Here is a 26,573-nt window from a genome sequence, read left to right on the forward strand (position 1 = left end):
CGCTGCAACGCATCCGGGCGCAGAGGTCTCAAGGGCCCGCAGCATCCGCCCGGCAGAAGGCTGCGCAGCCTTGTCGAATACGGACCCTAACCCTGCGTCACAGCGGAAAAAACACCGGGATCAGAAGCGAGGCGACGATGCCCATGACAAGGTTCATCCCCAGCCCGACCCGCAGGAAGTCGGTGAAGCGATAGCCGCCGGGGCCATAGACCAGCGTGTTGGTCTGGTAGCCGATCGGCGTGGCGAAGGCGCAGGAAGCGGCGATCATCACCGCCACCACCAGCGGGCGCGGATCGACCCCCATGGCAGCGGCCAGCCCGATGGCGATGGGCGTCACCACGACCGCCACCGCGTTGTTGCTGATCGCCTCGGTCAGGATCGAGGTCAGGAAGAAGACCGAGGCCACCAGCAGCACCGGCGGCAGGGTCTCCATCCAGGGCGCCAGCGCGCCGACGATCATCTCGACCGCGCCAGAGCTGTCCAGCGCCGCGCCCACCACCAGCATGGCGAAGATCAGCGCCAGCAGGCGGCCCTCGACGAAGGAAAAGGCCTCGTCCGCGTCGATGCAGCGCGACAGCAGCACCACCGCCACGGCGATCACCGCCAGCGGCAGGATCGGCGCCACACCCAGCGCCGAGAGGATCACCACCGCCGCCAGCGCGCCCAGGGCCACCGGAGCATGGCCGCGACGGAAGGCGCGGACAGTGGGTGTGGCCACATCGACAAGGTCCATCTCGTCGGCGAGGCGCTTGATGTCCTCGGCGTTGCCTTCCAGCAGCAGCGTGTCGCCGACGCGCACCACAAGCTCGTCCAGCTGGCGCCCGATGTTCTGGTTCCGCCGGTGCACCGCCAGCGGGTAGACGCCGAACCGCCGCCGCAGGCGCAGCGCACCAAGCGAACGCCCGACCATCTTGCAGCCCGGAGAGATCAGCACCTCGACGGTCGTTGTCTCCTTGGCGGAAACCTGGTCGACGCGCTTCAGCTCCTTGTTGCGTTGCAGGGACAGCAACTCGGTCATCTGCGTGCGCAGCACCACGCGGTCGCCGACCTCCAGCTCTACGCCTTCAAGGTTGCGGCGCAGGGATTCGTCGCCCCGGATCACGTCGATCAGCCGCACGCCCTCGCGCTTGAACAGCTGCACGCCCAGCACCTCGCGACCGATCAGGTTGGAATCCGGCGGGATCACCGCCTCGGTGAAGAACTTCATCCGGCTGCGGTCCGACGACAGCATCCCTGCCATCGAAGACCGCTCGGGCAGCAGGAAGCGCCCGGCAAAATACAGATAGGCCATGCCGACAGCGACCAGCACCAGCGCCATGGGGGTGACCTCGAAGATCGAGAAGGGCTCGAGCCCGCGCTGGCGCCCGATGCCGTCCACCAGCAGGTTGGTCGAGGTCCCGATCAGCGTGGTCGTGCCGCCAAGGATCGCCGCATAGCTGAGCGGGATCAGCAGCTTGGACGGCGCGACGCCCAGCGAGTTGGCAATCTGCACGAAGACCGGCAGCATGACCACGACGACGGGTGTGTTGTTCATGAAGGCCGAGGCCAGCACCACGAAGCCGAGAATCGCACCCAGCGCCATCTTCGGGCGCTTCATCACCTGTTCCTGCGCGTGCCGGGTGAAGGCATCCAGCGCACCGGTCCGCACCAGGGCCCCCATGACGATGAACATGGCCGCGATGGTCCAGGGCGCCGGGTTCGCCAGCACCGCCAGCGCCTCATCCTGCGGCAGCACCCCCAGCGCCAGAAGCGCGGCCATGCCGCCAAGGGCGGTGACCTCGGTCGGATAGGTCTCGCGCACGAAGAGGGCGAACATCACGATAACCACCGCAATCGTCACCCACGCCTGCGCCGTCTGGCTCAAGTCGATCCAGTTCATACAATACCTTGTCGCTCATCCCCAAACGAACGCATTTTTGCGAAGCAGCGCAGGCGTTGCAAGAGAAACTCAGAGATCGGGGCCAAGCTGCGCCAGCCGTCCGCCCTGCCGCACCATGCAGACGCGCTTTGCCTTGCCCGTGGCATCGTCGGTCTCGACGAAGGTGCCGCAAAGCGTCGCCTCCCCCTCAGTCGGAGAGAACCGGCTCTTGGGCATGCCGATGACAAAGCGGCGCAGGGGTTCGGTCTTTTCCATGCCGATGACAGAGTTGTAGTCGCCGCACATGCCCGCATCCGACTGAAAGGCGGTGCCGCCGTCGAGGATCTGCGCGTCGGCGGTGGGGATATGGGTATGCGTGCCGACCACGAGGCTGGCACGCCCGTCGCAGAAATGGCCCATGCCCATCTTTTCCGATGTCGCCTCGCAGTGCATGTCCACCACCACCGCCTGCGCCTGTCCGGCCAGACGCTTCAGCGCCTCGTCGACGGCAGAGAAGGGGCTGTCGTAGTTGCGCGACATGAAGACCTGCCCCAGCGCCTGCACCACCAGCACCTTGCGCCCGCGCCCGTCCTTGTACAGCGCCGCCCCGCGCCCCGGCGCCGCCTTGGCAAAGTTCAGAGGCCGCACGATGCGCGTCTCGCGCTCGATGTAGGACAGCATCTCCTTCTGGTCGAAGGCATGGTCGCCCAGCGTGACGACATCGGCACCGGCCTCGAAAATCAGCTTGGCATGGGCCTCGGACAGGCCGTGGCCGCTGGTGGCATTCTCACCGTTGACGATGACGAAATCGAGCGCCCAATCACGGCGCAGCGCCGGAAGGCGCTCCGCGATGCCGGTACGCCCGGCGCGCCCCATGACGTCGCCCAAGAATAGTATCCGCATGGCGCACAGGGGTAGACGCGCGCGCCGGGAAAGAAAAGCCCCCTCGACGCCTAATCGCAGCCCATGGCCGCGCGGATCGCCGCAGGGCGGTTGGCGCCGGGGCGGCGGGCCCTCGGCAGGCCGCAAGCCCCCGCACGGCCTGGGCGCGGCGCGTCACAGGCCTGACAGGCGGCGCGCCGGATCAGAACCGAGCGCCCCTGCGCATCAAGCGGCCTGGCCACAAGAGCCGGGGCGAGGGCCGCGAAAGCCACCCCCGCCCGGCGCATCAGATCTGCTTCTCGGGCAATTGCACGACAAGCCCGTCCAGCGCGTCCGAGACCTTCAGCTGGCAGGTCAGCCGCGAGCGCGCCGGGTCCGGCTCGAATGCAAAGTCGAGCATGTCCTCTTCCATGTCGTCCTTGGCGGGCAGCTTTTCCACCCAGTCGGGGGCGACATAGACGTGGCAGGTCGAACAGGCGCAGGCGCCGCCGCAATCCGCCTCGATGCCGGGGATGCCGTTGTCGCGCGCGCCTTCCATGACGGTCAGCCCGTTGGCGACCTCGACGACATGCTCGGTTCCGTTGTGCTCGATATAGGTGATCTTTGCCATCGCGCCGCTCCTTGGTGCCTTGTTCGCTGGTCCGGCACAGTCCTAGCCAGCCATGCGCCCGGGGGCCAGAGGCTTTTGCGTCGCGGCGCCGCCTGTCGCGACGGCTGTGCCCGATCCGGGCAAGCCGCGCCGCGGCCCGCGCCCATGGCTCCGCCCCGCCCCGGCCCGGCGAAGCCCCTTTTCGGCCAGCGATCCGGTGCAGCGGTCTGGCGCAAGGCTCCGGTGCAACGGTCGGTGACAGCGGACTGGCGCAGCGATCTGGCCACATGACCCCCGGCGCGACGGGCGCCACGGGCCGGGACAGCCGCGGCGGAAGCGGGCCATGGAACCGGCCCCGCTCGGGGCACGCGCCCCGGCGCAGGCCAGCCGCACGGGCGCCAGCCCCTGTCTGTCCCCTTGCCGGACCACGGGAGATGTTCCATATTCGTTCTCATGACATGGCCCCACCCGCCCTCCTGCCTTCCCGCTGCCCGGCTGGGCGAACCGCCCAATGGCGCGCGTGTCGCCGTGGCGGGCATCGTCATCCTGCGCCAGCGCCCGGGCACCGCGAAGGGCGTGATCTTCGTCACCCTCGAAGACGAAACCGGCGTGGTCAACGTGATCGTCTGGCGCAAGATCTACGAACGCTTTCGCCGCGCGGTCATCGCCGGGCGGATGCTGCGCGTCACCGGTCGCCTGCAACGCGAGAACGGCGTGACGCATGTGGTGTCCGAGCAGATCGAGGACATCTCTGCCCTGCTCGATCGGCTGCTGGACGAGACGCTTTCCTCAGGCTCGGAAAGTGGCTAGTCTCTGCCGGACAAGGCACGACAAGAGGCCCGAGCAGTGATCACCCGCTTCTTCCCGCGCGTTTCGCTTGCGCGCCCGCTGACGGGCTGCGCCCTGGCCGCGCTGTGCGCCTGTGCCGCCCCGGTGGCAGAGACCCCGGCGGGCGGCGCCGCGCCGATGCCCGGGGCCCCGGTGGCAGAACACGAAGCCGACGGCAGCTGCCGCGTGCGGGAAACGACACCTGCGGTCTACGAACAGGTCATGGGCGAAGTGCAGGTCGTGCAGGCCGAGATCGCCGAGGATGGCACGGTGCTGCGTCCGCCGGTCTATCGCAAGGCCCCGGTGCCGCGCATCGTGCGCCCGCGGGCCGAGATCAGCTTTGCCACCCCCTGCCCCGAAGAGATGACGCCAGAGTTCCTGTCCTCGGTGCAGCGGGCGCTGACCGCACGCGGCTATTTCACCGGCCCCGTGTCGGGCAGCATGGATGCCGCGACCGCGGCGGCGGTGCGCCGCTACCAGTCCGAGCGCGGCCTGGAAAGCGCCCGGCTCTCGGTGGAAACGGCGCGCGACCTGGGGCTGATCGCCGTGGAACGCGATCCGCTCTGAACCGCCCGCCTTGCCAGACACAGCCCCGCGCCTACGCTGGCCCCGGGCAACCCAAAGGAGATGCGCCATGCGCGACAGGATCGGTTTCATCGGATCGGGCATGCTGGGCAGCGCCATCCTGCGGGCCTGGATCGACAGCGGCACGGTCGCGCCGGAGGCGCTGATCGTGGCCAACCGCAGCGGCGCCCTGCCGGACCTGCCGCAGGCCCGTGCCATCACCGTGACCACCGATCCGGCCAGCCTCGCCGCGCGCTGCGACACCATCGTGCTCTGTGTGCCGCCCGCCGCGGCACCGGCCCTTGGCCTGCGTGCCCCCGATGCGCTGATCCTCTCGGTCATGGCCGCCGCGACGCTTGACGATCTCACCCGGCTGACCGGCGCGGCACGGGTGATCCGGGCCATGTCCAGCCCCGCCGCCGCCCATGGCATGGCCTATTCGCCCTTCGTGGCCGCCCCCGCCGCAACCCGCTCCGACCTGGCCCGGGCGCAGCGCCTGCTGGGCGCCTGCGGCCAAAGCGATCAACTGGCGGACGAGGCGCTGCTGGATCACTTCACCGCCATGACCGGCCCGGTGCCGGGCTTCGTCGCCGCCTTCGCCGAGGCCATGGTCGCCCATGCGGTCCGCGTCGGCACCCCGCCCGAGATCGCGGATCGCGCGATCCGGCAGCTGTTCCTCTCCGCCGGGCATATGCTGGCCGGGGACGCGCCCACAGCCGCCGAACATGTGCAGGGCATGATCGACTACGCCGGAACCACCGCCGCCGGTCTGGAAAGCCTGCGCCGCAGCACCCTGCACCAGGACGTCTCCGAGGCGCTGACCGCCGCCGCCGAACAGGCCCGGCGGATGCGCCCCGCCTGATCGCGGCACACGCGCCCCTCCGCACAGGCTTCCCCTCTTCTTTGGTCTGAAAATACCGCGGAGAGCGCGAGAGGCAGCGCCTCTCGCACGAGCCGCGCAGCGGCTGTCCCGCCTGCCCCTGCATGCCCCCGCCAGCACGGACCGGAACCACCACGGACCGGAACCGCCAGAGACCGAAACGAAAAAGGGCGGCCTGAAAGGCCGCCCAAAACCGAGGTTCCCTGACCTGAAAGCTCAGTCCTCGTCGAGCCCCAGCGCCACGAAGCGCGGATCGCCACCGCGACGGACCAGCAGAAGGATGGACTTGCGCCCCTCTTCCTGCGCCTCGTCGATGCGGTCCTGAAGCTCGGCCACCGTGGTCACGGCGCTTTGACCGGCTTCGGTAATCAGGTCGCCGGCGCGCAGGCCCTTCTCGAAGGCCTGCGAGGTCGGGACGACGTCCATGACCGCAAGGCCCTTGGTGTCCTCGTCCAGCTCCAGCTCGCCGCGGATCTCGGCGGTCAGCGGGCTCAGCGTCAGGCCCAGCACCTCGACCTCGCTGGGGGCTTCCGAATCGGGCCCGCCGCTTGCGGCAGCGGGAACGGCGCCCTGCGCCTCTTCGCGGCGGCCCAGCGTGACCTTCAGTGTCTGCGTCGCGCCGTCGCGGAAGACCACGACCCGCACGGTCTCGCCCACCGGGGTGTTGGCGACAACCCGCACCAGCTGGCGCGTGTCCTCGACCGTGACGCCGTCGAAGGACAGGATCACGTCACCGGCCATCATCCCGGCCTCCATGGCGGGGCCTTCCGGCACGTCGGAGACCAGCGCGCCCTTGGCTTCCTCGAGCCCCAGCGCCTCGGCCTCGTCCTCGGTCACGTCCTGGATGCGGACACCCAGCCAGCCGCGCCGCGTCTCGCCGAATTCCTTGAGCTGCTCGACGACCTTGGTCACCACGTTCGACGCCATCGAGAAGCCGATCCCGATCGAGCCGCCGGTCGGCGAGAGGATCGCGGTGTTCACGCCGATCACGTCGCCTTCCATGTTGAACAGCGGGCCGCCCGAGTTGCCGCGGTTGATCGCCGCGTCGGTCTGGATGTAGTCGTCATAGGTGCCCGACAGCGCCCGGTTGCGCGCCGAGACGATGCCTGCGGAGACCGAGAAGCCCTGCCCCAGCGGGTTGCCCATGGCCATGACCCAGTCGCCCACGCGGGCGCCGTCCGAGTTGCCGAAGTTCACGTAGGGCAGCGGCTCGTCCGATTCGACCTTCAGAAGCGCGATGTCGGTGTTCGGGTCGGTGCCCTTCAGCTCCGCCTTCAGTTCGCGGCCCGAGAAGAACTCGATGGTGATCTCGTCGGCGCCTTCGATGACGTGGTTGTTCGTCACGATGTAGCCGTCTTCGGAAATCACGAAGCCAGAGCCCAGGGCCGAGGACCGGCGCGGGCGGTCGGGGCCGCCGCGTTCCTCGGAAGTCGCGGAAGAGATCCTCGAAGGGCGAGCCTTCGGGCACGATGCCCTGCGGCCCGGTGCGGCCCGCCACGACGGTCGAAGTGGTGATGTTCACGACCGAGGGGCTGACCCGCTGCGCGAGGTCGGCAAAGCTTTCGGGGACACCCCCGGCCTGTGCCATCAGGGATTGCGAAACGATCAGGATCATCGACAGCGTGCCCAGCCAGAACAGCCGCAGCGGCGTCGCCCGATCCCGTATTATTGCTTGGGATTGCGGTTTCAATTGAATCTCCTTGTCTGCCAGCCGGCGGTCTGAACGCGCCACCGCCTGCCTCCTGTCAGTCAGTGTTTCAGAGATAGGTGCATGGCGGCAACACCAAAGACAGAGTTACGATTCTTCACGCGAGAGTGACTGGCCGGGGTGGGCCCCGCCCCTTGTCCGTCAGGATCATACCTGTTTTCCGAGCATCCCGATGGAACTTAATCCGGCCCGGATCGGGATCGGCGGGATCACGCCCGCAGGAACCACAGCATGATCAGCCCGGTCGCGAGAGTGGCAAGACCGAGGGTCCGCCTTGTGTCGACCGGCAGGGCCCGCAGGGCTTCCAGCAGGCGTTCGACAAGCGAAGGGGCCAGTGCGTACACCAGCCCCTCGATCACGAGGACCATGGCGATCCCCGTCCAGATGTCCGTCCCGGTCACTTAGTTGCCGGGCGCCGTGTCGTCGCCTTCGGCCTCCGGCGCCGGGTCGACGGGTGCCGGGGTGTCCGGCGTTTCGTCATCCACGGCTTCGGGATCGGCGAACTCGGGCGCTGCGCCGTCCAGTCCTTCCCCCGGCTCGGCGGTGGGAATACGCGTGGCCGCGGCGGTGAAGCCCGAGGTCGCGTTCTCGTTCCGGAAGTAGTTGAAGAACTGGCTGTCCGGGGTCATCACCATCGACGAATTGCCGCCGCGCAGGGCCGTTTCATAGGCTTGAAGCGAGCGATAGAAGGCAAAGAACTCGGGGTCGGCGCCATAGGCCTTGGCGAAGATGCTGTTGCGCTCGGCGTCGGCCTCACCACGGATCACGCTGGCTTCGCGTTCGGCTTCCGAGAGGGTCTCGACCACCGTACGATCCGCCAGTGGCGCGCACCCGCTGCGCCGCCTCGTTACCGCGCGCGCGCTCGTCCGCCGCTTCACGCTCGCGTTCAGCGCGCATCCGGTCGAAGGTCGCGTCGAGGTTCTGCGACGGCAGGTTCGTCTGCTTCAGGCGCACGTCCACCACGTCCAGCCCCAGCGAGCGGGCTTCGGCCCGGGCCTGATCCCGGATGCGGTTCATCAGCTCGCGGCGATCTTCGGAGAGGATCCGGTCAGAGGTGACCTGATCGGCACCCAGAACTTCGCGGATCTGCGCGTTGAGGATGCCCGAGAGGCGATCCTCTGCAGTGCGCTCGCCGCCGATGCCCACGGCCTGCCGGAACTGCACCACGTCGGCGATGCGGAAGCGGGCGAAGGCGTCGACCACAAGGCGGCGGTCGTCGGCGGGCGTGACCTCGATGGTGTCGGTATCCAGCGACAGGATGCGGTCGTCGTAGCGCACGACCTCCTGGATCAGCGGGATCTTGAAGGCCAAGCCCGGCTCTTCCTTGACGGCCTTGATCTGGCCGAACTGAAGCACCAGCGCCTTTTCACGCTCGTCCACCACGAAGATCGAGGACAGCACGACCACGATGGCGACGACGAGCACGGGAAGGAGATAGGTTGTCTTGCGCATGATCAGTTTCCTTCCGCAGCTGCGCCGCCCGCCGGGCGGCGGAGTTCGTTGAGCGGCAGGTAGGGCACGACACCCCCACCCGACGCGCCGCCACCGGCCACGGATTCGTCGAGGATCATCTTGTCCACGTCGCCAAGCACCTTCTCCATCGTCTCGATGTAGAGACGGCGGCGCGTCACTTCGGGGGCCAGCGCGTATTCCTGCTGGACCGAGGTGAAGCGGGCGGCCTGACCCAGCGCTTCGTTGACCTGCTGGGCGCGGTAACCCTCGGCCTCTTCGCGCACCTGCGCGGCCTGACCGCGGGCCTCAGCGACGACGCGGTTGGCATAGGCGTCGGCCTGACGCTCCAGCCGGTCACGCTCTTGCTCGGCGGCCTGAACGGCGCGGAAGGCGTCGATGACCTCGGAAGGCGGATCGGCGGTGTCGAGGTTGACCCGGACGATGTTGATGCCGCTGTCGTATTCGTCCAGCGTCGCCTCGGATCTGCTCACGCGCGCTGTCCGCGATCAGACCACGGTCGCGGTTGAGGATCGGCGCGAGGTTCGAGGCGGCGATGATCTCGCGCATGACCGATTCAGACGCCGCCTGAACGGTCAGCTGCGGGTCGCGGATGTTGAACAGCAGTTTCGCCGGGTCCGAGATGTTCCAGACCACCTGGAAATCGATGTCGACGATATTGGCGTCCGTGGTCAGCATCAGCCCGCCGTCGGTGGCGCGGCCGCCGCCGATGGTCTCGGTGCGTTCCGAGGTCACGTTCACGACCTCGTAGGTCACAACCGGCCAGGGCGCGAAGTTCAGACCCGGGTTGCCGGTCGACGAATATTCGCCAAGGAACAGCTCAACCGACTGCTCTTCGGGCCGTACGGTGTAGAAGCTGCCATAGGCCCAGAGCGCAACGAGGCCCAGAAGCCCCAGCATGACGGTGCCCTTGCCGAAGCCGCCGCCGCCCATGCCGTCGCCGCCATTCCGGCGCGCGCCATTGTCGCCGCCGCGGCCGCCCATGAGAACGCGCAGGCGTTCCTGCCCCTTCTTCATCAGCTCGTCGATCTCGGGGATCTGGCTGTCCTCGGGCCGGCGGCCACCGCCGCCCCCGCCTGAACTGGGCGGGCGTCCGTTGTTGCCGCCGCCGCCGCCCTCGGCTTCCGCCACCGCCGCCCCCCCAGGGGCCGCCGCTGTTACCTGCCATGAAGTCCGGTCCTTCCTGTATTCATTCTTGATGGTCTGTACCTGTGCATCACCGCGCGCAAATCAAGCGTATCACGATTTTCGCATCGGCGTGCGCATGGTCACGATTTCCTCGGACATGGTCGGATGCACCGCCACCGTCCGGTCGAAGTCTTCCTTTGTCGCACCCATCTTTACGGCGATCCCGGCCAGCTGGATCATCTCTCCGGCCCCCGGTGCGACGATATGGCAGCCCAGCACCCTGCGGGTGTCGGCGCAGACGATCAGCTTCATCAGCACCCGGTCGCTGCGCTCGGCAAAGGCCGACTGCATGGGGCTGAAGGAGGTGCAATAGACCTCGATCGGGCCCTTGTCGCGGGCCTCTTCCTCGGTCTGGCCGATGCTGCCGAATTCCGGCTGGGTGAAGACCGCCGAGGGGATCAGCTCGTGATCCACGGGCGTCGGGTTGCCCTTGAAGACGGTCTCGACGAAGGCCATGCCCTCGCGGATCGCCACCGGCGTCAGGTTCACGCGGTTGGTCACATCCCCGATGGCATAGACCGAAGGCACGGCGGTCTGGCTGTAGTCGTCGACCGGGATCGCCCCGTCGCGCCCGACCTCGATCCCCAGCGCCTCCAGCCCCAGGCCGTCGGTATTCGGGCGCCGCCCGGTGGCGAAGAACACCGCGTCGAAGCTGCGGCGCTGGCCGCTGGTGGACTTGACGCTGATCGGCTGCCCGTCCGGCCCCGAGGGTGCCTCGGCGGCGGCGGCGAAGTCGCGCGCCTCGACAGGCGCATCGCGGGTTTCGTCAAGATCCGCCTCGCGGCACATCTCGACGATCTCGGTGCCCAGATGCAGGTCGATGCCGCTGGCCTTCATCTGCTCGGCGATCAGGCCGCGCGCCTCGTCGTCAAAGCCGCGCAGGATCTGCGCGCCCCGGTAGAACTGCGTGACCTCGACGCCCAGCCCGTTGAGAATGCAGGCGAATTCGCAGGCGATATAGCCGCCGCCGACGATCAGGACCGACTTCGGCAGCCCGGGCAGGTCGAAGATGTCGTCAGAGACCAGACCAAGGTTCGCGTTCTCGGCATCCGGTCGCACCGGGCGCCCGCCGGTGGCGATCAGGATATGCTTCGCGGTCTTCGTCTCGCCGGTCGACAGCTCCACCGTATGCGCATCCTTCAGCGTCGCGCGGGCATCGAAGGTCTCGACCCCCGACCCGGCCAGAAGCTTGCGGTAGATGCCTTCGAGACGGTCGAGCTCGGCGTGCAGCTTGCCCCGGAATACCGACCAGTCGAAGGTGCCGTCGGGGATGTCCCAGCCGTTGGCGCGGGCCGCGGCGGGCATCCCGGCGTATTCCGAGGCGAAGACCATCAGTTTCTTCGGCACGCAGCCCCGGATGACGCAAGTGCCGCCGTAGCGGCTTTCCTCGGCCAGAGCCACCTTCGCGCCGGTCTCTCCGGCTGCAACGCGCGCGGCGCGGACGCCGCCGGATCCGCCACCGATGACGAAGAGATCGTAGTCGAAGTCGCTCATGGGGTGCCTCGTGCCTCGTGCCTCATGTCCCGCAGGAGGTATTTCACAGCCCGCCGGGCTTGGCCAGACCACCCGTGGCCGCGGACACCCCGCCGGAACCGGTTCCGGGGACGCCGCCGCGCCGCCTCAGCGCCCGCTGCGCGAGAAGTGCTGGTAGTCCTTCGCGCTGCGCCATGTGCCGCCCCAGCCCCAGCCGCGCGCGGCGAAGGCGCGCACCACCGCGTCGCCCTCGCGGATGACGCCGGGCACCCCGGCGCCGCGCTCCGCCGGCTGGTCGAAGTCGACGCCCGCCGCCGGGGCGGTGCCGCCCCGCGTCACGTAGGGGTTCTGCACCGGGTTGATGTCGACGGCGGTGCCGAAGGCGTGATCCGACAGCCGCGTGCCGCCCCCCACCCTGCGACAGTTGAAGGCCGAGGTGTTGTTCGCCGCCATCGACAGCGCGTCCCTGCCGCCGAATTCGTGCACGGGACGCATCTGCTGGATCGGGTAGCCCGCCTGATACAGCGCGGCGAAGACGTCCAGCAGGGTCTCGGCCTCTGTCGCGGCGGCGACCAGATGGCCCAAGCGCCGGTCGCCGGTGAAATCGTGATGCGGGATCGTCAGAAGCCGCAGCTCCGCGCGCCCCGCACAGCCCAGGCCCGGGTGCCGGGACACGCCCTGCATCCTCTGCCAGAGCGCATCGGGGATCGGCTCGGCCCGCCCGCGCGGCTCCTGTGCGGGCAAGGCAGAGGCCAGCAGGGCCAGCATCGCGGCGCAGGGCAAGGGTCGCAGCGGCATGGGATCGCCTTTCCGGCTGAAAACCAGTCGCGCAAATCTGGCCGCATCGGGGCCAGCCCCGTCAAGGCGGGAATTCCGGAGGACAGACCGACGGCCCCCTGCAAGCCACGCGGGGCCAAGTCAGGATGACGCCGCAAGGGCTGGGGGCGGGCGCGGCAGGCACCACCCGCCGTTGCACAGGACGGGCGGACACCGGGCCGCCCGAACCCGATCCGGTCAGACGTCGCGGAACAGGTTCTCGTCCTCGACGAAATCCAGACGCTCTTCGCTGACGGTGCCCGCGTTGATGTCGCGCGTCTCGACCCGGCCATCGCCGAAGCCGATCACCACCTGATCGCAGATGTCGATGAACAACCCGTTCTCGACCACGCCCGGCACCTGGTTCAGCACCATGGCCAGCTGGCGCGCATTGCCGATCCGGCCCAGGTGCAGGTCGAGGATGTGGTTGCCCTCGTCGGTCACATAGGGCCGCTCGCCGTTCATGCGCAGGGTCGCCTTGCGGCCCATCACGTCCATGGACACAAGCATCTCTTCGATCAGCGCCTGCGAGGTCTGCCAGCCGAAGGGAATGACCTCGACCGGCAGGGGGAAGTTGCCGAGGCTCTCGACCTCCTTGGCCGCATCGGCGATCACCACCATCTGGTCCGAGGCCGTGGCCACGATCTTTTCCTGCAACAGCGCGCCGCCGCCACCCTTGATCAGGCTGAGGTCGCTGTCGAATTCGTCGGCGCCGTCGATGGTGATATCCAGCCACTTGGCCTCGTCGAGAGAGATCACCTCGATGCCCACCTCGCGGGCCAGATCGGCGGTGCGGGTCGAGGTCGGCACACCGCGAAAGCGCAGCCCCTCCTCGCGGACCTTCTCGCCCGGGCAGCGCACCAGCCAGGCGGCGGTGGAGCCGGTGCCAAGGCCCACGCGCATCCCGCTTTCCACGAATTCCGCCGCGCGCTTGGCGGCAACGAACTTGGCCTTGTCGATGGGCGAGAGCTCTCCGGACATTGGTATCCCCTTCAGGTGCGGCAGACGTCGCGCCCTTATAGGGCGGCAGGCGTCGCGGCGCGAGAGGCAAAGGCGAGATTTCATCCCATGCCCGGATCGCGGCCAGCCAGTCGCCTGTCCGCCGCGCGGAGGGGGCGGACGGCCCGGACCCGGGCGCAAACCGGGATGGCGCGGTTGCTGCTGGCCCCCGCATCGGGGCGGGCAAGCACCGCCCGCGTACGGGACGCGCGGAGGCGGGGGTGTCGGGGCGCAGGCCGCGATGGCGATACGCGGGCCCGCGACTGCCGCGCCCAACCGCACGATGGGGGCAGCCCGCGCGCCGGTTCCGGGCCGGGCCATGCGGGCAGGACAACGGGCGCGAGGGGCGACAGCGCGACATTCGGGCTTGCCTCCACCGCGCCCGCCCGCAACATGGCGCGCGCCCCGCCTTCCGGTCCCGTGCCGGGCCGATGGGTTGGGATGCCGCGCCAAGGACAGGCGCGCCTTCACGATTGAGAGGCCCCCATGCGCCCTGCCCCGCTCTGGCTACTGGTCACGCTGCAAGCCGCCGTTTCGGCGGCCTCGCTGGTGGTCGAGATCGTGGCGGGCCGGATGCTGGCCCCCTACGTGGGCATGTCGCTGTATACCTGGACCTCGGTCATCGCGGTGGTGCTGGCGGGCTTTTCCGTGGGCCACTGGATCGGCGGACGGCTGGCCGAGCACCCGCGCGGGCTGGCGCTGACCGGCTGGGGGCTGGTGGCGGCGGCAGTCAGCACCGCGCTGGCCGGGGTGGCGCTGCGCGCCTCGGCGCCCCTGCTGATGGAGATCGGCAACCCGGTGGGCGCGATCACCGCGCTGACGCTGGCGGCCTTCTTCCTGCCCTCGCTCTTTGCCGGGATCCCGGCACCGGTGCTGACGCAGGTCTCTCTGGCCGCGCCGCAGGGACAGGGACGCGCGCTGGGGGCGATGTTCGCAGCCGGTGCCGTGGGCGCCATTGCCGGCACGCTGCTGGCGGGATTCGTCTTCATCTCGTGGCTGGGCAGCGCCTGGACGCTGGCGGCGGTCACGGGTGTCTACCTTTGCGCGGCGGCGCTGTGCCTGTGGCTGGCGCGGCGGCTGAGCGCGGCGCCGGTCATGGCGCTGGTGGCGCTGGCGGTCGCGGCGGGCCTGCTGGCGGCGCGGCCCGGCCCCTGCACGGTGGAAAGCCGCTACTTCTGCCTGCAATCCATCGATGTCGCCGCCGATCCCACCCGACCGACACGGGCCATGGTGATCGACCACCTCGTGCACGGCATCTCGGCCCGGGATGCGCCCGAGGTCATGTTCACCTTGCACACCGCCATGCTGGACGCCCTTTCCCGGCTGCGCGCCCCACAGCCCGGGTTTTCCAGCTTTCACATCGGCGGCGGCAACTACGCCCTGCCCCGCGCCTTCGCGGCCCGGGGCAGCGGCCCTGTGACGGTCGCCGAGATCGACCCGGCGGTGACGGCGCTGGCAGAGCGCGATTTCTGGTTCGACCCCGCCAGCGCCACCATCCTGCACGAGGACGCCCGCCGCGCGCTGCTGCTGTCACTTGTACGCTACGACGTGATCATCGGGGACGCCTTCACCGATACCGCCGTGCCGCAACACCTTGTGACCTCGGAATTCTTTGCGCTGGTGGCCGGGCGGCTGACGCCCGGCGGCAGCTACCTGATGAACGTGATCGACTACGCCGACCGGATGCAGGCGACGGGCAGCCTTGTGGCGACCCTGCGGCGGCATTTCCCGGTGGTCGAGGTCTGGACCGAGGCGCGGCGGCCCGCCCCGGGGGAGCGCGTGGTCATGGTTATCGCCGCAGGGCACAGCCCCACGGCGACCGACAGCTTTGCCGTGCCCGCGCCGGAGCGCACCACCTTCGCGGCGCTGGGGCCCGGCTTCGTCGACCGGCTGGCGGCGGAGGCCATGGTGCTGACCGACGATTTCGCACCCATCGACCGGCTGGTGGGCGCGCGGGACTGACCTGAGCCACACCGATCCCCGGAGACGGATCAGCAGAGGGGAGCGTCCGGGTCGTCCGGCCTGCGCCGGCCGATCCGCCGGGGGCTCTGCCCCCGGACCCCCGAGGTACTTGGAAGACCAAAGAAGCAGGGGCTTTCGCGTCCCGGGGCGCGGTCGCGGGCAGGCCTGCGGGCGCATGTGGAGACAGGAAAGGCCTGACGCCTGCCGGGATACGGGTGACCGGCGCCCGCGCCTCAGAGCGGGATCGGGATGCCTGCCGCCCGGACCGCGCCCGTGGGCAGGCCGGTGGGCGAGCCGCCCTCGGGCTCGTCCGAGACGGCGAGGGTGGCGCCCGGAACCCGGGCGGCCATCTCGTCCGAGAGCACCACGATGTGATCGCCCCCCGGCGACATGACCCCCAGCGAGATCGGCTGTTCGCCCTCCGGGATCAGCCAGAGTTGCAGCACGCGGCCCTCGGGCAGATCGCCGCCGCGGTGGTCGACGGCGACCGTGTGGGTCGGCGGGTCGATGCGCACGTCGAAGGCCAGCGTGCCCGACACCGGCTCGAGCGAGGCGAGGATTTCGGGGCGGGGCGTTTCCAGCACACCCGACACGAAGACCGCCCGAGGACAGGGCCGCCCCGGCCATGGCGCCGCCGAGGTAGGGCAGAAGCTGGCGCCAGACCGGCAGCCGCGTGTCGCCATAGGCCTCGGCCTCGATGCGGCGGATCACGGCGGGAGGCGGGGTCAGCTCTGGAATCGCGTCGGTGAAGCTGGCGAAATACTCGGACCAGGCCGCGACGTCCTGCCGCAGGTCCGGGTCGCGCGCCAGACGGGCTTCGAAGGCGGCCTGTTCGCCCGGCTCCAGCAGGCCCAGCACGTATTCGGCGGCGACGGCCTCCCAGCCGCCGGGCAGCGCGGTATCGTCCTTCCCGGTCATCGGCTCAGGCACTCCCGCAGCTGCAGGAGGCTGCGGCGCAGCCATGTCCGCACGGTGTTCAGCTTCACCCCGGTCGATTCGGAGAGTTCCGCGTAGGTCATGCCCTGCAGGTAGGCCTGCCGCACCATCGAGGCCCGGTCATCGGGCAGCTCGTCGAGGCAGGCGTTCAGCACCCGCGCCTCGTCGCGTTCCACCGCGCGGGCCTCTGGCCCCGGCTGCGGGTCGTAGAGGCGTTCGGCGATCTCCACCGGCTCGGTCGCCGTACCCTCACGCCGGGCGCGGCGCAGACGGTCTATGGCGGCGTTGCGCGTGATGGTGATGAGCCATGTCATGGGCGAGTATCCATTGGCCTTGTAGCTGTCCGCCCGGTGCCAGATCCGCAGGAAGACCTCCTGCAGGACCTCTTCGGCCCGGGCCTCGTCCCTCAAGACACGCGAGGCGATGCCAAAGAGTTTCGCCGAGGTCCTCTCGTAGAGCTCGCGAAACGATTTGCGATGGCCCATGGCCACGCGGGCGATCAGCGCCTCGATCTCTTCCTGAGGTGTCATCGTGTCGTCTTGCCCGCTTCCCCTTGCCCCTCATCCAGATATGTTGCACCTACTGCAAGGCAATCGAGCTTGAACTGAAGGACGGTGCAACCATGGCGGACGGCACGATCGATATCAACGCGAAACCGACCGAGGAGATCTCTGTCCGCGAGGTCTTTGGAATCGACAGCGACATGGTGGTGCACGGTTTCCCCGACCGCACCGACCGGGTGCCGGATCTCGACAGCACCTACAAGTTCGACCCCGACACGACGCTGGCTATCCTTGCGGGCTTTCGCAACAATCGCCGCGTGATGATCCAGGGCTATCACGGCACCGGCAAATCGACGCATATCGAACAGGTGGCGGCGCGGCTGAACTGGCCGGCGGTGCGGGTGAACCTCGACTCGCATATCTCGCGCATCGACCTGATCGGCAAGGACGCGATCAAGCTGGTGGACGGCAAGCAGGTCACGCAGTTCCAGGAAGGCATCCTGCCCCGGGCGCTGCGCAACCCCTGCGCCATCGTCTTCGACGAATACGACGCCGGTCGCGCCGACGTGATGTTCGTGATCCAGCGCGTGCTGGAGACCGACGGCAAGCTAACGCTGCTGGACCAGAACGAGGTCATCACCCCGCACAAGTACTTCCGCATCTTCGCCACCGCGAACACCGTGGGCCTTGGCGACACGACGGGGCTGTATCACGGCACCCAGCAGATCAACCAGGGCCAGATGGACCGCTGGTCCCTGGTGGCGACGCTGAACTACCTTTCCATCGATGCCGAGACCAACATCGTCCTGTCCAAGGCGCCGCATTACAACAACGAGAAGGGCCGCAAGACCATCCGCCAGATGGTCACCGTGGCGGACTTCACCCGCCGCGCCTTCATGAACGGCGAGCTCTCGACCGTGATGTCGCCCCGGACGGTCATCGCCTGGGCCAACAACGCCGAGATCTTCCGCAACGTGGGCTATGCCTTCCGCCTGTCCTTCCTGAACAAATGCGACGAGCTGGAGCGCCAGACCGTGGCCGAGTTCTACCAGCGCTGCTTCGACGAGGAACTGCCCGAAAGCGCGGCAAGCCTGTCGCTGGGCTGAGGGGTCAAGCCGCTTCGAAGCGGCTTTGACGCGCGCCGGGCGCGCGTAGAAAGGCCCTACGACGGGCCTTTCCCGCCCACCGGGCCATGGGCCAGACGGATTGCGCCCCAGCCGACACCGATACGCCGAGGCTTTGCCGCCTCTGGCCGCCCCGCTGCGCCCCGGCGCGGGGGGCGCGCCACATCGATTCCGCAAAAGTTTTCACAACGCACAATTCTTGACCGGCAAATCCGTGTTATTGTCGTCATCATGGGCGTTCTGAAAACACTTCTCTGCCTCGGCCTTCTTGTCGCATCCGCGGCCCTGCCCGCCCGCGCCCTGCCCGAGATCGCCTCTGACCGCGCCCTGCTCTTCGCCGCCTGTGCCGGGCGCTACTCGGCCACGATGGAGCATGCCTGGCTGATGGGCCAGGACGGCGCCGAGGCCCGCGACCGCCGCGCGGTCTTCGTCGACCTGCTGGAGGCGCTGCAGCCGCAGGCCGTGGCTCAGGGGCTTTCGGGACCGGCGCTTCTGCAGGCCCGCATCGCCGCCAAGGCCGCGCAGGCACGGCTTTTGAACCTGGCCAGTTTCCACACCGAACCCGACCAGCAGCGCCGCGCCCATGCCGCCGCCCGGCGGGCCATGGCCCCCTGCGCCGCGCTTCTGCTGGCCTGACCGGAGGCCCCTTGCCGCGCCCGCGCGAGAGTGCTTTATCGTCAGGCATGAACAAGCCGTCCGACAACCCCGCCGATCCCTTCAAGAAGGCCCTCGCCGAGGCCACCAAGGTCATGGCCGACGATCCCGAGATCACGGTCAGCTACTCGGTCGATCCCGCGGGCATGTCCGGCGATGCCATGCGCCTGCCGCAGGTCAGCCGCCGCATGACCCGCGACGAGGTGCTGCTGGCGCGCGGCACGGCGGATGCGCTGGCGCTCTATCGCCGCTACCACGACGGCGCGACCCACAGCCGCTACCTGCCGCAGGGCGAGATGGCGCGCGACATCTACGAGGCGATGGAAACCGCCCGCTGCGAGGCGATGGGCGCCCGCGACATGCCCGGCACCGCCGGCAACGTCGACGCCAAGATCGCGCATGAGGCGCAGCGCCGGGGCTACGGCCAGATCACCGACAAGGCCGAGGCGCCGCTGGCGCAGGCCGCGGGCTACCTGATCCGCCACCTGTCCACCGGTCGCGACCTGCCGCCCGAGGCCGCGAACGTGATGAACCTGTGGCGCGACTTCATGGACAATCAGGCCGGCGGGACGCTGGAGAACCTCGACAAAACGCTGTCCGATCAGGCCTCTTTCGCCCGCTTCGCGCGGCAGATGATCACCGACCTGGGCTATGGCGACCAGATCGGCGAGGACCCCGACCAGCTGGACGACGAGGCCGAGGACGAGGGGCAGGAAGACGGCGATCAGGACGATCAGCAGCCCGACAGCACCGGCAACGACGAGGACGAGGGCGAAGAGGCCGACGCCACGCCCGAGCAGTCGCAGGACCAGACTCAGGATCCCTCGCAGGCGCAGGTCTCGATGGATGACATGGCCGATCAGGAGCTTGGCGAAGAGGCAGAGATGCCCGACGGCGAGGCCCCGCTGGAGCCGCCCGCGCCGCAGCCCGTGTCCGAGGCCGACCCCGATTACATCGTCTACTCCACCGAGCACGACGAGGAGATCGCCGCCGAGGAACTGGCCGAAGCCGCCGAGCTGGAGCGCCTGCGCGCCTATCTCGACCAGCAGCTGGAACCGCTGAAGGGCGCCGTCAGCCGTCTGGCGAACAAACTGCAGCGCCGCCTTCAGGCGCAGCAGAACCGCAGCTGGGAGTTCGACAAGGAAGAGGGCGTGCTGGATGCGGGCCGTCTGGCGCGCGTGGTGGCGAACCCGACGACGCCGCTGTCCTTCAAGGTCGAGAAGGACATGGAATTCCGCGACACCGTGGTGACGCTGCTTCTGGACAACTCGGGCTCGATGCGCGGGCGGCTCGATTTCCATCGCCGCGATCTGCGCCGACGTTCTGGCGCGCACGCTGGAACGCTGCTCGGTCAAGGTCGAGATCCTCGGCTTCACCACCCGCGCGTGGAAGGGCGGACAGGCGCGCGAGACATGGCTGAACGAGGGGCGCGAGCAGCTTCCGGGACGGCTGAACGACCTGCGCCACATCGTCTACAAGCAGGCCGACGCGCCGTGGCGGCGCACGCGGGCCAACCTTGGCCTGATGATGAAAGAGGGCCTGCTGAAAGAGAACATCGACGGCGAGGCGCTGGAATGGGCACACCGCCGGATGGTGGGACGCCCGGAGGCGCGCAAGATCCTGATGGTGATCTCGGACGGCGCCCCGGTGGACGATTCGACGCTGTCGGTGAACCCGGCCAACTACCTAGAAAAGCACCTGCGTGACGTGATCGCCATGGTCGAGAAGCGCAAGCAGGTCGAGCTGCTGGCCATTGGCATCGGCCATGACGTGACGCGCTACTACGACCGCGCCGTGACCATCACCGATGTCGAGCAACTGGCCGGGGCGATGACCGAACAGCTGGCCAGCCTCTTCGACAGCGATCCGCGCAAGCGCGCCCGGGTGATGGGCATGAGGCGCAGCGCCTGAGACTCCCCGCCCCCGGCCCGACCGGTTGCGCGCCGGTCACAGGCCCCGGTCCGGCCCCTGTCCGGCCCGACCGGTCGCGATTGCGCCACTGGGCCGGTTTCGGCCCGACCTCCGGGCCGGGGGCCCTTGGCCTGTTTCCCCCATGCCCGCCAGCGACGCGCCCCGGCGCGGTGCTCGGTCCTCGGGCCCTCCGGTCCGCGGGTCTTGTCACCCCGTCGCCTGTGACTAATCTGCGCGCAAAGGAGACCTGCATGTTCCAGACATTCGAAGAAAGCGCCTCTCCCGAGCAGGGGCCGCCGCGCCTGAAGGCCCTGCGCGCCGCCATGGAGACCCGGGGGCTGGACGGCTTCCTCGTGCCGCGCGCCGATGCCCATCAGGGTGAATATGTCGCCGACCGCGACGCGCGGCTGGCCTGGCTGACCGGCTTCACCGGCTCGGCAGGCTGGTGCGTGGCGTTGAAGGACCGCGCGGCGGTCTTTGCCGATGGCCGCTATACGGTGCAGGTGCGCGCTCAGGTGGCCGAGGATTTCGAGAAGGTCGACTGGCCCGAGACCGCGCTGGCCGACTGGATCGGCGCGGCCCTGCCCGAGGGGGTGGTCGGTTTCGACCCCTGGCTGCTGACGGTGGACCAGCACCGCGCGCTGACGGAGCGCTGCAAGACCCTGCGGTTCGACCCCTGCGAGAACCTCGTCGACGCGATCTGGACCGATCAGCCCGCCGCCCCGGCGGCGCCGGTCTTTGCCCAGCCCGTCGACCTGGCCGGAGAGCCGCATGGCGACAAGATTGCCCGGCTGGCCAAGACGCTGACGGCAGAGGCCGCGCTGATCACCCTGCCCGACAGCATTGCCTGGCTGCTGAACATCCGTGGCGCCGACATCCCGCGCAATCCCGTGCCGCATGGCTTTGCCGTGCTGCACGGCGATGCGACCGTGACGCTCTACATGGCCGAGGCCAAGCTGGCCGGGCTTGGCGACCATCTCGGGCCGCAGGTGCGGATCCGGCCGCCCGAGGCCCTGACCGGCGACCTTGCCGCGCTTGAGGGGCCGGTGCAGATCGACCCCGCGTCCTGCCCGGTGATCCTGGCCCGGGCGCTGGCGACAGCCCCGGTCGAGGCGCCGGACCCCTGCCTGCTGCCCAAGGCGGTGAAGAACGCCGCAGAACTGGACGGCAGCCGCGCCGCCCATCTGCGCGACGCCGCCGCCATGGTGCGTTTCCTCGCATGGCTCGACGCGCAGGCCCCGGGCTCGCTGACAGAGATCGACGTGGTCAAGCGGCTCGAGGCCGAGCGGCGCGGCACCAATGCCCTGCGCGACATCTCTTTCGAGACGATCTCGGGCGCCGGTCCGAACGGCGCCATCGTGCATTACCGCGTGACCGAAAAGACCAACCGCCGCGTCGGCGACGGAGAGCTTCTGCTGGTCGACAGCGGCGGGCAATATGTCGACGGCACCACCGACATCACCCGCACCATCGCCATCGGCCAGCCCGGCGCCGAGGAACGCGCCGCCTTCACCCGCGTGTTGCAGGGCATGATCGCGGTGTCGCGCCTGCGCTTCCCGCGCGGGCTGGCGGGACGCGACGTCGACCCCTTCGCCCGCGCCGCCCTGTGGCAGGCGGGGCTGGACTACGGCCACGGCACCGGTCATGGTGTCGGCGCGTATCTTTCGGTCCACGAAGGCCCGGCCCGGATCGCCCGCACCGGCACTGTACCGCTGGAGCCGGGCATGATCCTGTCGAACGAGCCGGGCTTCTACCGCGAGGGCGCCTTCGGCATCCGAGATCGAGAACCTGATCGCCGTGCGCGAGGCACCTGCCCTGCCCGGCCAGACCGTCAAGGCCCTGCTGGAGTTCGAGACCCTGACCTGGGTGCCGATCGACACAAGACTGGTGGATGCCGATCTGCTGACCACGGCAGAGCGCGACTGGCTGAACGGCTATCACGCCGAGGTGCTGGCCCGCGTCGGCCCGCAGGTCGACGATGTCGCAGGGGCGTGGTTGGCCCTTGCGTGCAGGCCGGTCTGACATGGAAAATTCACACACCCTGTGCCAAGCAGGGGAATAACGAGACGAGGGGAGACAACAATGATGACGACCAAGACGATCACCGTAACACCTGCCGTGGGCACCTGGGTGGTCCGCGCCGGCGGCGCGGTTCTGGGGGAAACAAGCCGCGCGCTGGAACTGGTCGAGGGCGATCTGCCGCCGGTCATCTACTTCCCGCGCGAAGACATCGGCATGGCCTTTCTGGACGTCACCGACCACCGCACCACCTGCCCGCACAAGGGCGAGGCCAGCTATTTCTCGATCATGTCCAAGTCGCGCACCTATGAAAACGCGGCCTGGAGCTATGAGGCCCCCAAGGACGTGGTGGCCGCAATCAAGGGACACCTGGCCTTCGACGTGCAGGACGGGGTCGCCGTCGAGCAGGTCTGAACAGCGCATGCAAACCTCTGGCGGGCCTGCGGGGCCCGCCTGTTCATTTCCGCACAACACGCGGTAAACCGCTGATTTCCCAGCCTGTCATTGCCTGACACCCCGGCTGATATTGCATAGCAGCCCGCATAGCCCCCAGTTTGGTGCCATCAGAACGACACCAAGGGAGCTGCCACATGCTTCGCCTAATGACCTTTCTCTCCGTGCTGCTGCTGGCGGGCGCCGCCCATGCCACCACGCTTTTCGTGAACACGCCGAGAGACGGATACCTCAACCTGCGCTCCGGCCCCTCGACCAGCTACGGCGTGCAGTACCAGATGCCGCACGGCACCGAGGTCGAGATCCTCCGCAAGCGGGGCGACTGGGCGCAACTGCGCCACGAAACCGGCCGGACGGGCTGGGCCGCGTCGCGCTACCTGACCACCTGGGCCGAAGAACAGCCCCGCCGCCCCGGGCGCGATCCCGGCGCCGACACGGCCGATCGGCTGCCCGCCCTCTACGTCGATGCGCCCGGCTACGGCGGGCTGAACCTGCGCAGCGGGCCCGGCACCGGCAATGCGGTGCTGCTGACCATGGCGCAGGGCGACCGGGTCGAGGAACTGGGCCGCACTGGCGACTGGCGCCTGCTGCGCCTGTCCAACGGCAAGGTCGGCTGGGCCCACGGCGGGTATCTCTCGACAGAGAAACCCCGCGCGCGTCAGCCGAACCGGACCGCCGGGGGCTTCGACCCCAACCCCAACCATATCCAGCCGGGTTTCCGCCCCGCCCCGCGGCGCGACGACGGCTGGCGCAATGGCCACGGCAATGGCTGGCAGAACGAGCCGCGGCAACGGCAATGGCTGGCGCAACGGGCATGACAATGGCTGGCGCGAGGCGGAGCGCGACAACCGCCGCACCTTCCGCGACCCGGTCGACGCCCTGCCCGAGCTGCTGATGCGCTGCGCCGGGCGTGAAGGCAGCGGCCTCGCCAACTGCATCGCCCGGGGCCTGATCCAGACCCAGTGACAGGAATTGGAGCAGTGACCGGAGGGTGTCCCGCAGGGCGGGGCGCCCTTCCCCTTGGCGCCGCGCCCATTCGGGGCAGGCTGTCGGGGGGCGCGAAGGCACGACCTGCGGCAGCAGCGCCCCCGGCGTAGCGCGGGCATCGACGCGGTCGGCTGGCGCCTACTGACGCTGGCCCGCGAACCGGCGCCCTCCCCCTTACCGCCCCTGAAAGTTCTTCCCGGCAAGGATGTGATCGCGCGCCTTTTCGATCCGGGCCAGCCGCGTGTCCGACTGCTTTGCCTGGCCGACATGCAGGTAATAGCTGCGCTTCCGGCCCGGTGTCAGCGCCGCGAAGGCCTCTGCCAGCGCCGGATCGCCGTCGAGCACCCGGCTCAGCTCTTCCGGTGCGTCCAGATCGTCCTTCTCGAAGACCACCTTCGCCCCCGCCTTTTGCAGCGCCACGGCCTCTGCGACATAGTTCCGAAGGGTGTCTTCGACCGCGCCGATCTGGTCCAGGCCGGTGAACCGCGCCGCGCAGGCAGAGCGCGCGTTCTCTCCGACCGGAGACAGGATCCCTTCCGGGTCCTTCAGCAGCACACCCTTGAAGAAGGTCAGGCGGCAGGAGTCCTTGAAGGCGGCGGGCATCGCGATATTGCCGCCATGGGCCGTGTAGCAGGGCTGGCGCCACTTGCGTTCCTCGCTCAGGCCGCAATCCAGCAGCAGCGCGCGCAGGGCCCGCATCTCTGCCGCCCATGCCCCGTCCTTGGCGTAAAAGGCCTCGATCTTTTCGGCATCGTTCCGCGCGTCGCTCATCCATCCCTCCCGACTTTGGCGCAGGGTCACCCTGAACGCGGCACATGTCCATCGGAAAAAAACGACAAACCGGCCCGGCGGGCAGGGGAACAGTCAGGAACCCCATCCCGCCGGACCGGCTGTCATGACCGGCGAGCCGCACCGGCCAAACCCTTCCCCGGCGGCGTCAGGCCGCCGAGGGAGATCTGCTTGCTGTCCTCTTCGATGAAGGCCTTGTGCAGGGCCTTGATCGCGGGGGCGAGGTCGTCGCGCTCCATGATGAACTGCACATCCACATTGCGCGGCCCCTGGCTGGCGCCGACGCTGGCCATGCCGGCATCCGCGATGGCCTGAAGGCCCCGTTGCAGCACCGACAGCCCGCGCAGGTCACGACCCACGACAGCGGCCATGCCCAGCGTCCGCAGCATCACGTCGGCAGAGGGGTACAGTTTCTTGATGTCCCGCTCGACCCGGCGCAGCGTCTTCAGCGAGGTGTCGACGTAATGGGTGATGGTGTTGGCATTGGACACCTTGGACACGATCCGCACCTCGTGGCGCGTCAGCACGTCGAGGATGGCGGCGTCATAGCCCTTCACCCCGACCATGTCCTGCTCGAAGACCTCCAGCGCCACCACGTCGAGGCCGGTCACGATCTCGACCTCTGCCGCATCGGCGGGCTGGTCGTCGATCAGCGTGCCCGGGTCCTCCGGCTCGAAGGCATTGGTCACGCGCAGCGGCACCTCGGCCTGACGCAGGGTCTTGGCCGCCTTGGGGTGGATCGCCTCCATCCCAAGGTTCGACAGCTGGTCGGCCACGTCGTAGTTGGTCCGGCCCAGCTTGCGCACCGCGTCCTGCCCGACAAGGTTCGGGTCGGCGGAGGACAGGTGGAACTCCTTGTGTATGATCGCCTCGCGCGCCCCGGTGAGGGCGGCAAGCTTCGAAAAGGTCACCTCGGAGTAGCCCCGGTCGAACTCGCGCATCAGGCCTTCGGCGCATTGCGCATAGCCGGTCACGATGGGCATTTCCGTCGCCGGGTCGATGCCCTCCATGGCGGTCAGGATACGCTCGTCAAGGGTCACGTTGCCCTCGTCGCGCCAGCCCGACAGATCCACCAGCCGGGCATTCACACCGGCCCGCTGCAGCAGAAGCGTGGTGACGAAGGCGGAATGCGCCTCGCCCAGACCGCTGAGCAATTCGCGGATCTGCAACATGTGCTCGGACAGCCGGAAGTGGCCGTAGGCACAGAGCCGTTGCAGGTCGATCAGGCAGTTGCGGGCGCCGTCGATGCGTTCGCGCACGAAGACGCGAGCCTGATCGCGGTCGCCCGGGTGGTCAAGGACCGCCTCATGCGCCTCGACCATGGCCTCGGACACCGCGTGCAGGGCATCGTGCCAGCCCTGATCGCTGTCGGCATCGGCAAAGGCGGCATAGACGCCCTGCTTGCCGGTCTTCTTGTGTTCCAGCAGCAGGTTGGTGATCCCGCCGAAGGCAGAGACCACGAAGATGCGCCCGTAGGGGTTTTCCTTGTCGCCGATGAACAGCGTGTCGCGCAGTTCATTCACGCGGGACATGGTTGTCCCGCCGATTTTCTCGACCGTATGGGTCATGCGGACACCTCCTCGGTGACCTCCCCGGGCGCGGCGTAAGAGCCGTCCTCGCGGTGCACCTCGGTGCCGGTCACCGGCGGGTTGAAGCAGCAGGCCATGACCAGCTCTTCCTCGGCCCGCAGGATGTGGCGGTCGTGCTTGTCCAGCGCATACATCACGCCGGGCTTGATCTCATGCGTCTCGCCGGTGGCCAGGTCGGTGATCGAGCCCTTGCCCTGCATGCAGTAGACGCTTTCGAAGTGGTTCTTGTACTCGAAGGTGTGCTCGCTGCCTTCCTCGAGGAAGGTGATGTGGAAGGAAAAGCCCATTCCATCATCCGCCAGCAGCATGCGCACGCTGGACCACTTGGCGTCAGAGACCACGCGGTCCCGCTCGTTTTTTACGATCTCGTTGAAATCACGGACAATCATGG

The 26,573-nt window shown here is 68.8% G+C and carries 21 protein-coding genes and 5 pseudogenes; 11 read left to right on the forward strand and 15 right to left on the reverse strand.

Features of this window, described 5'->3' with window-relative positions; all coding sequences use genetic code 11:
* Positions 1-97: 97 nt before the first annotated feature.
* The 3 genes from ABFB10_RS03160 to ABFB10_RS03170 form a co-directional block, all read right to left on the reverse strand.
* Positions 98-1,879, reverse strand: a complete 1,782-nt coding sequence (locus ABFB10_RS03160; RefSeq protein ID WP_347165360.1) for an SLC13 family permease — start codon at positions 1,877-1,879, stop codon at positions 98-100.
* A 69-nt stretch (positions 1,880-1,948) separates the two neighbouring features.
* On the reverse strand, positions 1,949-2,761 hold the full coding sequence (locus ABFB10_RS03165) for a TIGR00282 family metallophosphoesterase (protein WP_347165361.1): 813 nt from the start codon (positions 2,759-2,761) through the stop codon (positions 1,949-1,951).
* A 265-nt stretch (positions 2,762-3,026) separates the two neighbouring features.
* The gene (locus ABFB10_RS03170; RefSeq protein WP_347165363.1) at positions 3,027-3,350 is read right to left on the reverse strand and encodes a 2Fe-2S iron-sulfur cluster-binding protein; all 324 of its coding nucleotides are present in this window, start codon (positions 3,348-3,350) and stop codon (positions 3,027-3,029) included.
* Between the two features lie 432 nt (positions 3,351-3,782).
* Here ABFB10_RS03170 and ABFB10_RS03175 point away from each other — a divergent pair, with 432 nt between their 5' ends.
* The 3 genes from ABFB10_RS03175 (at position 3,783) to ABFB10_RS03185 (ending at position 5,583) form a co-directional block, all read left to right on the forward strand.
* Positions 3,783-4,139, forward strand: coding sequence for an OB-fold nucleic acid binding domain-containing protein (locus ABFB10_RS03175; RefSeq protein ID WP_347165364.1), 357 nt, complete (start codon positions 3,783-3,785; stop codon positions 4,137-4,139).
* A 36-nt stretch (positions 4,140-4,175) separates the two neighbouring features.
* Positions 4,176-4,724 (forward strand): peptidoglycan-binding domain-containing protein, encoded by a 549-nt coding sequence (locus ABFB10_RS03180; RefSeq protein ID WP_347165365.1) that lies wholly within the window; start codon positions 4,176-4,178, stop codon positions 4,722-4,724.
* Positions 4,725-4,791: 67 nt separating this feature from the next.
* A complete protein-coding gene (locus ABFB10_RS03185) occupies positions 4,792-5,583 on the forward strand; it encodes a pyrroline-5-carboxylate reductase family protein (protein WP_347165366.1) in 792 nt (263 codons plus the stop codon).
* A gap of 234 nt (positions 5,584-5,817) precedes the next feature.
* Here the strand turns inward: ABFB10_RS03185 and ABFB10_RS03190 are convergent.
* The 7 genes and pseudogenes from ABFB10_RS03190 to rpiA form a co-directional block, all read right to left on the reverse strand.
* Positions 5,818-7,216, reverse strand: a pseudogene (locus ABFB10_RS03190) (DegQ family serine endoprotease).
* Positions 7,217-7,518: 302 nt separating this feature from the next.
* Positions 7,519-7,710 carry a DUF2065 domain-containing protein gene (locus tag ABFB10_RS03195; protein ID WP_023852510.1) on the reverse strand — a complete coding sequence of 64 codons (192 nt, stop codon included), beginning with the start codon at positions 7,708-7,710 and terminating at the stop codon, positions 7,519-7,521.
* A pseudogene (gene hflC / locus ABFB10_RS03200) lies at positions 7,711-8,761 on the reverse strand (protease modulator HflC). It abuts the gene before it with no gap.
* Positions 8,762-8,763: 2 nt separating this feature from the next.
* Positions 8,764-9,947 (reverse strand): annotated as a pseudogene (gene hflK, locus ABFB10_RS03205) (FtsH protease activity modulator HflK).
* Positions 9,948-10,018: 71 nt separating this feature from the next.
* Positions 10,019-11,461, reverse strand: a complete 1,443-nt coding sequence (locus ABFB10_RS03210) for an FAD-dependent oxidoreductase (protein WP_347165367.1) — start codon at positions 11,459-11,461, stop codon at positions 10,019-10,021.
* A 126-nt stretch (positions 11,462-11,587) separates the two neighbouring features.
* On the reverse strand, positions 11,588-12,238 hold the full coding sequence (locus ABFB10_RS03215) for a M15 family metallopeptidase (protein ID WP_347165368.1): 651 nt from the start codon (positions 12,236-12,238) through the stop codon (positions 11,588-11,590).
* A 216-nt stretch (positions 12,239-12,454) separates the two neighbouring features.
* On the reverse strand, positions 12,455-13,237 hold the full coding sequence (gene rpiA / locus ABFB10_RS03220) for a ribose-5-phosphate isomerase RpiA (RefSeq protein ID WP_347165369.1): 783 nt from the start codon (positions 13,235-13,237) through the stop codon (positions 12,455-12,457).
* 504 nt (positions 13,238-13,741) lie between these two features.
* Between rpiA and ABFB10_RS03225 the strand changes: the two genes are divergently transcribed.
* Positions 13,742-15,217, forward strand: coding sequence for a fused MFS/spermidine synthase (locus ABFB10_RS03225; protein WP_347165371.1), 1,476 nt, complete (start codon positions 13,742-13,744; stop codon positions 15,215-15,217).
* Between the two features lie 233 nt (positions 15,218-15,450).
* On the opposite strand, the gene ABFB10_RS03230 is transcribed toward ABFB10_RS03225, so the two are convergent.
* Both ABFB10_RS03230 and ABFB10_RS03235 read right to left on the reverse strand, forming a co-directional pair.
* Positions 15,451-15,900, reverse strand: a complete 450-nt coding sequence (locus ABFB10_RS03230; protein ID WP_347165373.1) for an anti-sigma factor — start codon at positions 15,898-15,900, stop codon at positions 15,451-15,453.
* Between the two features lie 231 nt (positions 15,901-16,131).
* Positions 16,132-16,683 carry a sigma-70 family RNA polymerase sigma factor gene (locus ABFB10_RS03235; protein WP_347165374.1) on the reverse strand — a complete coding sequence of 184 codons (552 nt, stop codon included), beginning with the start codon at positions 16,681-16,683 and terminating at the stop codon, positions 16,132-16,134.
* Between the two features lie 92 nt (positions 16,684-16,775).
* Between ABFB10_RS03235 and cobS the strand changes: the two genes are divergently transcribed.
* The 7 genes and pseudogenes from cobS (at position 16,776) to ABFB10_RS03270 (ending at position 23,783) form a co-directional block, all read left to right on the forward strand.
* The gene (gene cobS, locus ABFB10_RS03240; protein ID WP_347165376.1) at positions 16,776-17,762 is read left to right on the forward strand and encodes a cobaltochelatase subunit CobS; all 987 of its coding nucleotides are present in this window, start codon (positions 16,776-16,778) and stop codon (positions 17,760-17,762) included.
* A 249-nt stretch (positions 17,763-18,011) separates the two neighbouring features.
* Positions 18,012-18,416 (forward strand): hypothetical protein, encoded by a 405-nt coding sequence (locus ABFB10_RS03245; RefSeq protein ID WP_347165377.1) that lies wholly within the window; start codon positions 18,012-18,014, stop codon positions 18,414-18,416.
* Positions 18,417-18,463: 47 nt separating this feature from the next.
* Positions 18,464-20,345, forward strand: a pseudogene (cobT, locus tag ABFB10_RS03250) (cobaltochelatase subunit CobT).
* A 251-nt stretch (positions 20,346-20,596) separates the two neighbouring features.
* A pseudogene (locus ABFB10_RS03255) lies at positions 20,597-22,367 on the forward strand (aminopeptidase P family protein).
* Positions 22,368-22,430: 63 nt separating this feature from the next.
* Positions 22,431-22,778 (forward strand): DUF427 domain-containing protein, encoded by a 348-nt coding sequence (locus ABFB10_RS03260; protein WP_347167920.1) that lies wholly within the window; start codon positions 22,431-22,433, stop codon positions 22,776-22,778.
* A 188-nt stretch (positions 22,779-22,966) separates the two neighbouring features.
* Complete coding sequence (locus tag ABFB10_RS03265; RefSeq protein ID WP_347165379.1) at positions 22,967-23,635, forward strand: SH3 domain-containing protein; 669 nt, start codon at positions 22,967-22,969, stop codon at positions 23,633-23,635.
* Entirely contained in the window at positions 23,583-23,783 is a 201-nt protein-coding gene (locus tag ABFB10_RS03270; protein WP_347165380.1) for a hypothetical protein, read from the forward strand. Before ABFB10_RS03265 ends, ABFB10_RS03270 begins: the two co-directional genes overlap by 53 nt.
* 195 nt (positions 23,784-23,978) lie before the next feature.
* Here ABFB10_RS03270 and ABFB10_RS03275 read toward each other — a convergent pair whose 3' ends face one another.
* From ABFB10_RS03275 to ABFB10_RS03285, 3 genes are all read right to left on the reverse strand, one after another.
* The gene (locus ABFB10_RS03275) at positions 23,979-24,575 is read right to left on the reverse strand and encodes a YdeI/OmpD-associated family protein (RefSeq protein ID WP_347165381.1); all 597 of its coding nucleotides are present in this window, start codon (positions 24,573-24,575) and stop codon (positions 23,979-23,981) included.
* A gap of 122 nt (positions 24,576-24,697) precedes the next feature.
* Positions 24,698-26,161 (reverse strand): aspartate kinase, encoded by a 1,464-nt coding sequence (locus ABFB10_RS03280; protein ID WP_347165382.1) that lies wholly within the window; start codon positions 26,159-26,161, stop codon positions 24,698-24,700.
* On the reverse strand, positions 26,158-26,571 hold the full coding sequence (locus ABFB10_RS03285) for an ectoine synthase (protein WP_347165384.1): 414 nt from the start codon (positions 26,569-26,571) through the stop codon (positions 26,158-26,160). Before ABFB10_RS03285 ends, ABFB10_RS03280 begins: the two co-directional genes overlap by 4 nt.
* Positions 26,572-26,573 lie beyond the last annotated feature (2 nt).

Origin of the sequence: Ponticoccus litoralis, assembly GCF_039769985.1 — a bacterium.
Taxonomy (GTDB): Bacteria; Pseudomonadota; Alphaproteobacteria; order Rhodobacterales; family Rhodobacteraceae; genus Ponticoccus; species Ponticoccus litoralis.